The following is a 13,555-nucleotide window of genomic DNA, read 5'->3' on the forward strand; positions in this document are numbered from 1 at the left end:
AAGAATGTAGAGAAAACTATTCAGCGCTTTCGCATAAGAGGGGGTTGCTTTGTGGTAAGAAGATCTCGGTATTTCTTTAAATCGCTTCGGAAAGCTCGCCACTCCATTCTCGTTCAATTCCGACTCATAAATCTCCAGGTAACCCATCCCTTTGGAATTGGTGCTTTTTCCAGCGCCTGGTCGGGCACTCGAAAAGAGCAGTTTGTTCTGGTAAAAGGTCGGTGCAAAGTCGTCCTGTGTGCTGTTGATCCCCGGATTAAAAATCTCGTAGTTCAAATCCGCATCAGCCGGAGAACTCAAAAGCTGCAAATTGAAATCCGCATTCTCCAACAGTTCTTTGGGTAAAGAAGGGCTAAAGTCTTGCAGGTACTTTCCAAAGTCTTCCTTGCGCGAGGACTTGGCCAGACTCTGCATCATAAAATTGAAGTGGTAGCCATTCATTTGACGTGGACTCAAGGTGTCTTTATCGTAAAAAGCCACATAGGTATCAGCCGCCTGCTGGTATTGCCCCGTTTTGATGTAGCATTCTGCCATATTCAACTGCTGCGCAGATGTGAGTTGCCCACTGCGTTCCAACTGCTCATACAGCTGCCCCGCTTTGATGTAATTGTAGGCAAAGAAGTATTCATCTGCCGAGTATTTATCCTTGCGTTGTCCCCATACCAGGGCAACTCCAAAAAAAGCCAGCAAGAATGTTAATCTAAGGTGCATAGTTCTGGATTTAGGGCTTAAAAGAATCGAGGACTGTCGATTTGTTTTGGCTTGCCTTTGCTTCGCTTGGTGCGGCTGCTCTTGTTGCGTCCTAAGCCTTCACGGCCCAAGTAAAATTTAAAAATAAGTTCGTGTGAACCATTGGCAAAAGTGCTCAGGTTATTAATGACGTGATCATAGGAATAACCGGCAAAAACACCATCCGAAATCTGGAATCCTGCAAGCCCACTCACGGCATTGTCAAAACGGTAAGAAACCCCTAAGGTAAAGCGTTGATTCACCAGAGCATTGGCCGACAGATTCACATTCGCCGGTACACCTTCCGAAAAGTTCATCAAGAAGGCGGGCTTGAGCAGTAAATTATCGGAAACGTCAAAGACAAATCCTCCAATAAAGTTGTATTGAAATTGCTCTTGAATGAGAGCAGTAACCTCCTCGTTATAAAGCTCTCCACTCAGGAAATTGGGCACCGACATCCCTAGATACCAACTCTCGTCATACAAGAAGACTCCGGCACCTACGGTTGGGTAAAAGTTATTGGTTTGCAATTGACCAAGCAGAGGTTCTCCTGGGTTCTGAAAGTTTCCTTTGGTAAAGTCCAGATTCAAAAAGGATCCTCCGGCTTCTACCCCAAAGCTCAGGCGCGTGGTTTCAGAAACATTGATCTGGAAGGCATAGCCCACATCCAAAAAAGTCTGGGAAGCGGGTCCTATTTCATCGTAAATAATATTCACTGACATCCCATTCTTACCATTTGCAAAAGGAACATTGGTTCCCAGGCGCAAGGTTCGGGGAGCCCCTTCAATATCAAGCCACTGAGCGCGGTAGAGCGGGGTGATTTCGATATTCTCGACGGAAGCGGAATAGGCGGGGTTAAAACTTCCTATATTATACATATACTGGGTGTACTGGGGTTCCTGCTGAGCAGATACCCACGACACTCCTGTTGCCCACAACAGGATAAACACTACTGTACTGATGCGCATGCCTTTCATTCCCCTATCTTATAATTTGCAGCCATCCTTTGGTCGGTTCACTTCCATCTCCCAGATCCAGGATGTAGAAGTAGGTCCCGTTTGGAAGTTCTCCATTGTTCCCTGAGCCATCCCAGCTGTTATCGTAATTCGTCGCTTGGAAAACACTGTTGCCGTAGCGATCAAAAATCTCCAAGCTATTCCCAGGGAAATTCTCAATACAATTAATAATCAAGCGGTCGTTTTGTCCATCTCCGTTCGGCGAGAATTGATTGAACAAGAATCCACAATCTCCAATAGATCGGTTCACCGTAATACTGACAGAGGCCACATTATTCGAGGCCACATCATCCGAAGGGAAGGACTCCACAATGCGTACGGTATTCTCAAAAATTCCAGACACATTCAATTGAACTGTAACGGTCAAGGTCACTTCCTCTTCTGGATCCATATCCTCCACCAACCAAATACCGGTGGCGTCATTATAGGTTCCTTTGCTAGCCGTATGATTTACATAGGTGAATCCAGTACTTCCTCCAAGCAACTCTTGAACCCGTGCACTCCCTATGCGATCCATCGTCTCATTCGTCAGCGTAATCGTAAACACAATAGTCTCTCCAACCAAAGCACCTAAGCGGTCCGCAGTTTTTTGAATGGATAAGTCGATATTGGCCGGGTTACAGTCCGGAGTCAGGTTCGGATCACAAGCATCCAATGGGTTGGTGCCATCCAAGACTTCTTGTCCGTCGTTAATCCCATCACCATCGGTATCCGGATCATTCGGATCTGTACCCAAAGAGGTTTCTTCGCTCGTCGTCAAGCCATCGTTATCACAATCGCTATCGGGACGCGCTGTTCCACCGATATTATCACAATCATCCAAAGGATCAGTACCGTCTGCTACTTCTTGTCCATCGTCAATACCGTCGTCATCGGTATCAGGATCATTGGGGTCTGTTCCGATGTCGGCTTCTTCCTCGTCCGTCAAACCATCATTATCCGGGTCAGCCACACAATTCAAAACTGAAATGGTGACCTGCACTGAAACATCCGTACAAGGGGCTTGTGCAGTGTTGGTGGTGTACGTAAACACATAATCTCCGGCAGCAAGTCCTTCAAAATCTACCGTATTATCTCCATTGATCACTACAGAACCACCAGAAGGATCGGTCGTTATGGACCAAACTCCGGGATCAGCAGCTGTCAACGTATCGTCAAGATCAATGACTGTAGGATCGGAACCTCCTGTTGTCGAACAGGCATCCGCATTGGTGGCAGAACCGGCCGATGGCTCCTGATTAACAACGGCAAGAACCTCTTCTCTTGCAGAGGCACAACCGTTTTCTTCCGCCTCTACATAGTAGGAAGTAGTCATGTCCAGAATAGGGGTGGTAAAGCTACCTCCAGAAAAGAGTAGGTTACCTCCCGAAGGGGCGTCATACCAATTTAAAGTGGCCCCATCCGAAGTGGTCGCACTCAGTGTCAAACTAGCCGAACCACAAGATTCCGCACCTGATGTACTCAATATTTCCGGTGTTATGCTGATCGAAAGAGTGACCACCAGGGTCGGACTGCTACATCCATTCACACCGTCGTAGAAAAAACCGAAATAAGTTCCAGGCGCACTTACATTCGGGTCAATATGAGAAGATTCATCCAGCGGATCCGGATTAGCTCCTCCAGGAATCCAACGCAAGACAGCACCTGCTGGGGCAGGGCTACTCACAAAATCATTTAGGTTGACATTCAAATTGTCACAGAAAACCGTTGGTTGGCTTGCGTCCAAGGTTGGCGCAACCGTTCCCGCATCACAAGGCGCTGCACAATCGGTAACTGTTACCGTCAAGTCCGTTGAAGAATTCACACAAGGAGCAACCGCACCGGTAGTCGTATAACGGAAAACATAGGTTCCTTCGGCTTGCCCTACGAAGTTGACAATATTGGAACCATTAATAGAAATTCCTCCCGCGGAAGGATCCGTAATGATCGTCCATACCCCTGCATCTTCCCCATCGATCTGGTCATCCAAATCGATCGCGGTGTTTCCGTTAGCAACGACTGTACAAGCCGAAGCATTATTGGCGATACCTGGAGAAGGACTTGTGGTTTGGGTCAGGGTGATCTCAAGAGTCGGGCTGGCACAATCGTTTAATGGATCGAAGAAGAATCCGTAGTAAGTACCTGTACTGGTAACCACACTACTCGGCAAGTGATTAGCTTCATTGTCCAAGCCTGTATTTTGCGTACTCCACCTCAATTCAGACCCTGCCGGAGCAGTCGTCATGGAATAGTCATCCAAGTCTTTGGTAAAGGCATCACAAAAGTTGGTGTTCTGAGCGGGGTCCAGCATAGGAGCATCTGTTCCCGCTAAACAATCATCGTCGTTCAAGATAGTCACAACGGCGGTATCGTTCGAGAAGGTGACTAAGTTGTTTGTCAACCCAGAAAGTTGCACCGTAAATTGCTCATCGGCCTCGATCTCGGCGTCATTGAGAATGGTTAAGGTAATATTCTGAGACTGGTTCGCTGCACCTGTGAAGGTAAGCGTCCCAGAACCTACATTGTAATCCCCGTTGGCGACAGTAGCCGTTCCATCCGCCGTGTCAAAATCGACATCAAAAGCGCCTTGAACCGCACCGGTCAAGGTTACTGGCACATTGACTGTACCCAAATTTTCACTTACCGAAACATCCCCAATGGCCAAGCTTGCCGTATCGTCGTCTGTAATCGAAATGGTGGCCGGAGAACCAGAGACGCCGACACCGTTCGTGGGTGTTCCCAAAGTAATGATGAAGTTTTCGGTGGTCTCCACCAGGTTATCTGTTGTAATGGCAATCGGAATAGTTTCGACCTCATTCGCTGTACCCGCAAAAGTCAGCGTACCATTGGCAACGGTATAATCCGTACCTGAGCCTATGGCCGTTCCATCGGTTACCGTGTACGCTACCGTAAACCCTCCAGAAACTGCATTGTTTAGTGTCACATCTACATCCAGGCTACCGGCTCCCTCATTCACGGATTGGTCCAGAATACTCACTGAAGCCGCATCGTTATCCGTGATACTACCCGTGGCCGGCGTAGCACTAAAGTTGACCAAGGGGTTGGTTGAAGAAACCAAGGTCACCGTAAAGTTTTCGGTTCCCTCCACTATACTATCATCGGTCAGCGGAACAGAAATAGTTTGCTCCTCACCCAGGGTACCAACAAAAACAATAGTACCCGCTGTACTGTCGTAATCCGGGTTACCTCCACCTCCTGTCGCTGTTCCATCCGTAAAGGAATAGCCGATGGTCGCTCCACCTGGTGCAGCCTTGTCTAGTGTCACCGTAAATTCCAGATTTCCGTCACCTTCGCCTGCACTGGCATCCGCCACAGAAACTTCTGCAAAATCATCGTTCAAGATCGTGAGCAGTCCCGTATCTGAAATATTAACCGCTAAAGTAGTACCGGTTAGCGTAGAAAGCCCAATCGTCAGATTTTCATCGTTTTCTACCAAAGCATCTGTCGTTGGAGTAACTGTAAAAGTTTGGGATTCGCCAGCGGTTCCTGCGAAGGTCAAAATTTCTCCAACCACAGCGGTATAATCGCCATCAGCAACCGTTGCTGTTCCGTCCGAAGTACCTCCTAAGACTGTAAATCCACCTTGAACAGGGTTATCCAGGGTCACTGTGACAGTGATTGCGCCATCGTCTTCGTTCCCGCTTACATCGATAATGCTTAGGCTGGCCGTATCATCATTGTTTATGGTAATGATTGCTGTATCGCTAATATCAACAGTAAAAGCTGTACCGGCCAGATTACTCATACTGACCGTAAGCGTTTCATTGGCCTCGAGTTTCGTATCGGCTGTAGGAGTAACGGTGAAGGTTTGAACTTCCCCAGGAGTACCAGCAAAGGTCAGGGTTTGCGCCGTTACTGCGGTATAGTCCGAATCCGCCAAGGTAGCCGTTCCATCAGCCGTCGAGACATCCACGGTAAATCCACCGGGAATGGCCGTTCCCAATGAAACAGAGACCGTTATCGGTCCGTCATTTTCGTTTCCACTGACATCAACAATCGATAGGGTAGCTCCATCATCGTTGTTGATAGTCAAAATTCCTGTATCACTAATACCGACGGCCAGTGAGGTCGCGGCCAGATTACTAAGACTCAAGTTAACCGTCTCGTCTCCTTCAACCGTAGCATCGGCGGTTGGGGTAACGGTAAAGGTTTGACTTTCGGCGGCGGTACCGGCAAAGGTTAAGGTCTGAGAAGTTACAGTCGTATAATCACTGTCAGCTGTTGTCGCAGTTCCATCTGCTGTAGAGGCATCTACGGTAAATCCGCCTTGTACGGCATTATCTAAAGTTACCGAAACCGTAATGGCCCCATCATCTTCATCACCGTTCACATCGGCAATCGTAACCGATGCGGTATCATCATTGAGAAGAGTTGCCGTAGCTCCGTCACTGATATCGACTCCAGCGGTGGTTCCCACATAATTCGATTGACTAAAGCTTACCGTTTCATTGGCTTCTAGTTTGGTATCGCCTGTTGGCGTAAAGGTAAACGTCTGTGTTTCGGAAGCCGTACCGACAAAGGTTAGGGTCTGGCTCGTGATTGCGGTATAGTCGCTATCGGCCGTTGTTGCCGTTCCATCTGCTGAAGAGATATCCACAGTAAAACCGCCCTGAACAGCATTGTCAAGTGTGGCAGTGAAGGTGATATTCCCTCCATTCTCATTCCCGGATTCATCCTCAATAGTTACCGCAGCCGAGTCGTCGTTAGTGAAAGTAACCAAACCGGTGTCCGAGATACTGATTGAAAAAGCCGTACCCGTTAAGTTGCTCATACTGACCGTCACGGTCTCATTACCTTCCAAAACAGTGTCTGCCGTCGGCGTCACCGTAAAAGTCTGTGTTTCAGACGCAGTTCCGACAAAATTTAGGGTTTGGGAAACAACGGGCGTATAATCCCCACTACCTGAGGTCGCTGTTCCATCGCTGGTTGAAACATCAACACTAAAGCCCCCAGGAATGGAAGTGCCCAAAACCACGGAGACCGTGATAGCACCATCGTCTTCGTTGCCGCTAACATCCGCAATGGTCAGGGTAGCCCCATCATCATTATTGATGGTCACTAAAGCCGTATCGGTAATATCGACACCTAAAGTTGTAGCCGCTAGATTGCCCAAGCTAATCGATACATTTTCGTCTGACTCAACAGCAACATCGGCTGTTGGTGTGAGTGTAAAGGTCTGGGATTCACCAGCTGTACCGGCAAAAGTCAAGGTTTCAGAAACCACAGCAGTGTAGTCACTATTGGCCAGTGTAGCCGTACCATCTGCTGAAGAGGCATCGACCGTGAACCCGCCTTGAACCGCATTATTCAAAACCACAGAAACCGTGATGGGTCCGTCGTCTTCATTTCCGTTGACATCCGCAATGCTTAGAGCAGCCGTATCGTCATTGGTAATCGTTACCGTGGCAGTATCTGTTATGGTTGGTGTTCCTGTACCACTCAGACTGCCCATACTTAGGGTGAAGGTTTCGTTCGCCTCCAACTTGGTATCACCGACCGGGGTGATGGTAAAAGTCTGTGATTCAACCCCTGTACCAGTAAAAGAAACCGTTTCCGAAACCGCCGGATAATCGCTGTCGGCCGTAGTGGCGGTACCATCAGCACTTGTCACCACGACATCAAAAGCTCCTCCCGCATTTCCGTCGAGTTCAAGGGTAACGGTAATAGCCCCATCATTTTCATTACCACTCACGTCCGCGATGGTTACCGCCGCTGTAATCGAGTCGTCATTGTTAATCGTTAAGGTTCCCGTATCGGTAATGGTTACGGGAAGGGTAGTCGCCGCCAGGTTCGAAAAACTCAAGGCAACGGTCTCATTACTTTCAACATCGCTATCGACCGTTGGAGTCACCGTAAAGGTTTGGGTTTCCGAAGCCGTTCCGCTAAAAGTCAGTGTTTCTGCGGTGACTGCGGTATAATCACTGTCTGCCGTTGTCGCTGTTCCATCTGCCGTTGAAACATCGACCTCAAACCCGCCTTGAACCGCATTATCCAGCGTTACGGTCACGGTAATCGCCCCGTCATCTTCGTTCCCACTGGTATCGGTAAAGGTCACAGCAGCCGAATCATCGTTGGTAATCGTTGCCGTACCGGTGTCGGTGATATTGATTGCTGAACTGCTCACCCCAACGGTCAGAGGTACTAGACTGGTCATACTTAAATCAATGACCTCATTTGCTTCAAGCTTGGTATCCCCGGACAAAGTGATTGAGACAGTTTCAACTTCACCGGCTCCACCAGCAAATGTAACCGTCTGATTCACTACAGCTGTGTAATCACCATCTGCAGTGGTCGCCGTGTTATCTGCGGTATTGACAGAAAATAAGAATCCTCCATCAACAGCATTATCCACAGTAAGATTTAATGTTATTGAACCTGTATTTTCATTGACCGATGCATCTGTAAAGGTTACCGTCGCCGTATCATCATTGGTAATGGTGGCCGTACCCGTATCGGTAATATTGATTGCAGAACTACTTACAGTGACAGGAACCAAATTTGCGAAACTGAGATTGATTACTTCATCCGCTTCCACCTTGGTATCCCCGGTCAAGGTGATCGTAAAAGACTCCACCTCGCTTGCCGTACCTGCAAAAGTTTGGGTCTCATTCACAACAGCTAAATAATCACTATCGGCTGTCGTCGCGGTATTGTCAGCAGTACTTACATCGACATCAAAGCCTCCATCGACCGCATTATCTACCGAAACATTGATCGTTAAAGACCCTGTATTCTCATTAACCGATGCATCTGTAAAGGTTACGGTTGCCGTATCATCATTGGTGATGGTAACCGTGGCGGTATCGGTAATGGTCGCTGAACCTACACCCGAAAGACTTCCCATGCTGAGTGTAAAGGTCTCATCGGCCTCCACTGTGGTATCACCAACAGGGGTAATGGTAAAGGTTTGTATTTCGGGGCCCGTTCCGACGAAGGTGACCGTTTCGGAAACTGCCGGGTAGTCGCCCGGAGAAGAAGCTGTGACGTCTGAACTGCTGACAACAACATCAAATGTGCCTCCGGCATTGGCATCCAAACTAAGAGTTACGGTGATAGCTCCATCATTCTCGTTACCACTGACATCAGCAATGGTAACGGTTTGTGCCTGCAGCGTAAGGCTGACGCCCAAGAATACAAATACCGTAAAAAGAGTTTTACCCAGAGAAGTGGTTAAAATTTCTGCCGACTTTTTAAAGTAGAGAAACATTATAGCATATTGGTTATCAATCGTTTTTCTCAGGTTGATACGTTTGGGCGAACTCAATATTAATAAAAAATGTTACACATACCCTAGAATCCCGATTAAATCTGGGTTTTTTAGGCAAAATGTAGTAATCAGACTATAAAATGTAAAGATTAGCTTTGAGCAACTTCCACCTCCCGGTTGATCTTTCTGACCAGGCCTTGAAGAACTTTCCCCGGACCTACTTCAATAAAGCTCGCTCCTCCGTCGGCAATCATCTGTTGAACGCTTTGCGTCCAGCGAACAGGCGCCGTCAATTGAGCAATAAGATTTTGCTGAATTTGCTCAGGATCAGATATGGCAGAAGCAGTCACATTCTGATAAACCGGGCAAACCGGATTCGAAAAATTCACCGCGCGAATGGCCGCTTCCAATTCTTCACGGGCCGGTTCCATGAGCGGAGAGTGAAAAGCTCCTCCAACAGGAAGAAGCAATGCGCGTTTAGCCCCTGCCTCCTTTAAGACTTCGCATGCGGCTTCTACAGCGCTCAGCTCACCAGAAATAACCAATTGACCAGGACAATTATAATTGGCAGCCACAACAACCCCAGGGGTATCTGCGCAAGCCTTTTCCACGACAGCATCCTCCAATCCAAGGACAGCAGCCATCGTTCCAGGATTCGCATCACATGCTTTTTGCATGGCCTGAGCACGCTTAGAAACCAATTGTAAACCGTCCTCAAAAGAGAGGGTTTTGTTGGCCACCAGAGCAGAAAACTCCCCTAAAGAGTGACCGGCAACCATATCGGGTTGAAAGGAGTCCCCCAATACCGCAGCCTGAATAGTAGAATGCAAGAAAATAGCCGGTTGAGTTACGCGGGTTTGTTTGAGCTCTTCAGCCTCCCCCTCAAACATGATTTTGGTGATTTCAAAACCGAGGATTTCATTGGCTTTATCAAAGAGACTCTTGGCCTCGGCAGAGGAATCGTAAAGCTCTTTCCCCATCCCGATAAACTGGGCTCCTTGTCCCGGAAAAATGTATGCATTCATGGTACTACCTTTATATTTTTTGCGAAAATAGTAAAACCAAAAGGAAGCTATTCTTCCTTAAACCAAGAAGAGTACATCAGGTAGTTCTTGGCGATGCGTTCGATTTCTCCTTTACTGAGTTCCGGAGAGACTTCTTTCACCTTTTTCGCAGGAATTCCCGCATAGACAGAACCTGCTTCTACCCGAGTTCCCTGGGTCACCACAGCCCCCGCTCCAACGATGGATCCGCTCTCGACCACACAACCATCCATGACGATGCTGCCCATGCCAATCAATACGTTGTCTTCCAAGGTACATCCATGAACGATGGCATTGTGCCCAATCGAAACGCGATTCCCAATGGTCGTTGGCGCCTTTTGGTAAGTGCAGTGAATAACCGCGCCATCCTGGATATTGACCTCATCCCCGATATGGATGTAGTGAACATCTCCACGAATGACCGCGTTGTACCAGATACTGCAGCGGTCGCCCATTTTTACCTCCCCGACGATGGTCGCGTTTTCGGCTATAAAACAGTCTTCCCCTATTTGAGGATGATTTCCTCGAATTTCTTTTATGATCATATGTTTATTGAAAGTATTGCAGTAATTCAGCTTTCTTGGATGCGGAAACAGAAAGTTCTTTCCCTGTACTGAGCACCACGCTACCGCCTTTTCCTTTGCGGTAGCGGCTGACCTCATTCACATTCACCAGGAACGACTTGTGGATACGGGCAAAGGAAAAACCATCCAGTGCCGTTTCAAAATACTTCAGGGTTTTACTGACCAGAATTTTCCGATCCTTCAAGTGAATTTCGGTGTAGTTATCATCGGCCTTGCAGTAGATGATCTCCTGCGCACTGAGCACTTCAAAACCGTCTTGTTGAGGAACGGTAATCTTTCCTTCCACGGGCTGCAGACGCGCTTGCAGTACTTTTCCTTCAATGGCTTCTTCCTGCTTTTTGACTTCCCCAACATAGTCCACTGCTTTCACCAACTCATCAATGCTGATCGGTTTGGTAAGGTAATAAGCCGCATGGTGATTCAGGGCGTCCTTGGCATAGTGATCGTAGGCCGTAACGAAGACCGTTTCGAAGCTCCGGTCCGGCAATTGATCCAACAGATCAAAGGCGTTTCCAAAGGGCATTTCTACATCCAGAAACAAGAGGTCTGGTGGGCTTTGCTTTATAAGGTTAACCCCAGATTCTACCCCATCAGCCTCTCCCATAACCTCCACCGTTGGGCAGTATTTGCCTATGTAATTACGTAGGATCTCGCGGCTGTGGGTTTCGTCTTCAACGATCAGTGCCTTTAGTTTTTTCATTTTTTAGCCAATTCAAGTTCGACTCGGGTACCTCGCCCATCTGGAAAGAGGTCCTGAATTTCCACCTTGACCTGCTCTGCATTCAGCGCATTCAAAATGGCAATCCGCCTTTGGATATTCCCCATCCCTTTGGACTGTTGTTTCTTCTGATTCTTCGTTTTCAGCTGTTTGGATTGCTTTCGTCCAATACCGTCATCTGTAATGCTTATGCGTATACGCTCCCCTCCCATTGGTTCGAGACGAACCAGGAGTTCTCCTTTTTCCTCTTTATAGCGGAGTCCGTGCCAAATCGCATTTTCAATATAAGGCTGCAGGAGCATAGGCGGTATCGAAAAACCTTCGGTATCGAGATGTGGATCCACCTCGAGTTGGTAGTCGAATTTCTCGGGAAAACGCGAGTGCTCGAGCTTCATATACAAGCGAAGCAGTTCAATTTCTTTGGTTAGCGGGATAAAGTCCTCTTCGGAGTTTTCCAGTACCGAACGCATCAAGGTCGAAAAATCCGTCAGGTAGCGGTTGGCACTTCGCTCATCACTTTTTGCAATGAAGTTATTGACCGAATTCAGGGCATTAAAAATAAAGTGCGGATTCATTTGCGAGCGCAACGACTTCAAGTCCAATAAGCGGTTTGCAAACTGCTGCTGACGGAAGTTGCGGTAGAACAGATAAGCCGTAAGCCCCAAAAACAACAGACCTGCACATAGGGCGTAGATAACAGTCTTTTGAATGCGGTTTCTCTCTTGCCCCAATTCCTGCTCGGTCAAGGCCAGATCGTATTTGCTTTCGGCCAATTGACGATCTTGTTCTAAACTCGAAATACGCGCTTGCTTGGAAGCGATATCCCGGTTCATTCTCGCCGCCCTTGATATCTCTTGTTCCTTACGAACATACAGGGTATCCACTAAGGCCACATAAGCCTGATACGTTTCCAGGGCAGCGGTGTAGTCTCCTTTGTACTTGAGCACCTCAGCCAGCTTTCGGGTCGCATCCTTTTGAACGATGAGATCCGCCTCACTGTCGGCCTCTTCTATACTCTTTTCGAGATTAGGTATGGCCTCATCGTACTGATTTTGCTGAATATAGGCTTTGGCAATTTTATAATTGATACGCTGGGGAGTAATGGTGTCATTAGAAGAATAAACTGGTCTTCCCTGCTCATTTTTGGGCAGTTGCTGAATTTGATCCAAGCTCTTTTTACGCAATTGAATCTCGTCGTCATAGCGAGCGGTACGGTTGTAGTAATCGGCCACCTTTTCATTTTCTTCAATAGCTCGAGCCGGGTTTTGTTGTTCTGCCAATTGGAGGGAATTGGAAAAGAACTGATCCGCCTGAGGAGTAAGATCCTCTTTTTCGTAAGCCTCCCCGATCTTGGAATTCAAATCCGTCATCAGGTTGTTCTTTCTGAGCTTTGCTGCGAGGTCCAACGCTTTTTGGTAATAACTACGGGCTTCTTCGTTTTGATTAAGTCCTAAAAGTGCATCGGCCATCCCTTCCCAAATGGCAATTTGCTCGTCTGAAGACTTTTCGCTGCTCTTTTCTAAATCCTTGAAGGCATCTAAAGCAGGAGCATAACGTTGGGCTTGCAATAACACTTGTGCCAAGCGCAAACGCGTACGCGGGGTATCGCTTTGTCTGAGCGCAAACCGGTAATTGTCTATCGCCAGGTCATACTGCTTGTGGAATTCATAAATACGTCCCAGAAGTTCGTAGGCACTTGCCCTCTCGACGGGTGCATTGGCCGTACCGAGAGCATCAATCCCCAGGGTCACCCAATCCAGGCTCTTCTGAATGGGTTGGGTGGCATAAGCTCCAGCCGAATCGAGATAGCGTCTATAAGCATTCATCCGGGACCGCTCCACACTAACGGCCCGCTTAGAAATCTTTTTGGAAGGTGCCGATTCTTTTGAGGCTACCTTCATTTCCTCCTCCTGCTCCACCAAGAGCACCACATCGTCTTTAGAATTAACGATATGCCGTTTGCTGATGATCCCTTCGCCCTGAAAGGTTAAGAGGTCTCCGATTTGAACCCTTATACGGTATTGCCCCTGTGAATCGGTCTGGGCAAAACGGGCCCGGTCACTGCTGATTTCTATTCCAGATACGGGAGTTCGGTCCTCCGAAAGCAGCACCTTGCCCTTTAGAATAAAACTTTCTTTTTCGCTGCTTTGCACCTGAGCATACAGCCCGGACGGACTGGCCAGACCAACCCATACAAAGAGAAATAAAAGAGAAATCGCGTACTTCATAGGAGTAAACTTAGTCGTTTTCATGGGGCT

General features: G+C 47.8%; 6 protein-coding genes. All 6 read right to left on the reverse strand.

All coding sequences use genetic code 11. From position 1 onward, the window contains the following. Positions 1-728: 728 nt before the first annotated feature. Positions 729-1,697: a PorP/SprF family type IX secretion system membrane protein gene (locus BST99_RS08775; RefSeq protein WP_245916224.1), complete on the reverse strand. Its 969-nt coding sequence runs from the start codon at positions 1,695-1,697 to the stop codon at positions 729-731. A 13-nt stretch (positions 1,698-1,710) separates the two neighbouring features. Beyond that, positions 1,711-8,952: a Calx-beta domain-containing protein gene (locus BST99_RS08780; protein WP_146106251.1), complete on the reverse strand. Its 7,242-nt coding sequence runs from the start codon at positions 8,950-8,952 to the stop codon at positions 1,711-1,713. A 149-nt stretch (positions 8,953-9,101) separates the two neighbouring features. Beyond that, positions 9,102-9,977 carry an ACP S-malonyltransferase gene (gene fabD, locus BST99_RS08785; protein ID WP_105001469.1) on the reverse strand — a complete coding sequence of 292 codons (876 nt, stop codon included), beginning with the start codon at positions 9,975-9,977 and terminating at the stop codon, positions 9,102-9,104. A gap of 47 nt (positions 9,978-10,024) precedes the next feature. Continuing rightward, on the reverse strand, positions 10,025-10,540 hold the full coding sequence (locus BST99_RS08790; protein WP_105001470.1) for a gamma carbonic anhydrase family protein: 516 nt from the start codon (positions 10,538-10,540) through the stop codon (positions 10,025-10,027). 4 nt (positions 10,541-10,544) lie between these two features. Next, positions 10,545-11,279, reverse strand: a complete 735-nt coding sequence (locus BST99_RS08795) for a LytR/AlgR family response regulator transcription factor (RefSeq protein ID WP_105001471.1) — start codon at positions 11,277-11,279, stop codon at positions 10,545-10,547. Continuing rightward, entirely contained in the window at positions 11,276-13,549 is a 2,274-nt protein-coding gene (locus BST99_RS08800; RefSeq protein WP_245916225.1) for a tetratricopeptide repeat-containing sensor histidine kinase, read from the reverse strand. The genes BST99_RS08795 and BST99_RS08800 overlap by 4 nt, the downstream gene beginning before the upstream one ends. Positions 13,550-13,555 lie beyond the last annotated feature (6 nt).

It is taken from the genome of Aureicoccus marinus, assembly GCF_002954325.1.
Lineage (GTDB): Bacteria > Bacteroidota > Bacteroidia > Flavobacteriales > Flavobacteriaceae > Aureicoccus > Aureicoccus marinus.

Bases quoted from the DNA above. Each gene is read 5' to 3' on its own strand.
- BST99_RS08775 (WP_245916224.1), bottom strand. From the start codon at position 1,697: ATGCGCATCAGTACAGTAGTGTTTATCCTGTTGTGGGCAACAGGAGTG.
- BST99_RS08780 (WP_146106251.1), bottom strand. From the start codon at position 8,952: ATGTTTCTCTACTTTAAAAAGTCGGCAGAAATTTTAACCACTTCTCTG.
- fabD (WP_105001469.1), bottom strand. From the start codon at position 9,977: ATGAATGCATACATTTTTCCGGGACAAGGAGCCCAGTTTATCGGGATG.
- BST99_RS08790 (WP_105001470.1), bottom strand. From the start codon at position 10,540: ATGATCATAAAAGAAATTCGAGGAAATCATCCTCAAATAGGGGAAGAC.
- BST99_RS08795 (WP_105001471.1), bottom strand. From the start codon at position 11,279: ATGAAAAAACTAAAGGCACTGATCGTTGAAGACGAAACCCACAGCCGC.
- BST99_RS08800 (WP_245916225.1), bottom strand. From the start codon at position 13,549: ATGAAAACGACTAAGTTTACTCCTATGAAGTACGCGATTTCTCTTTTA.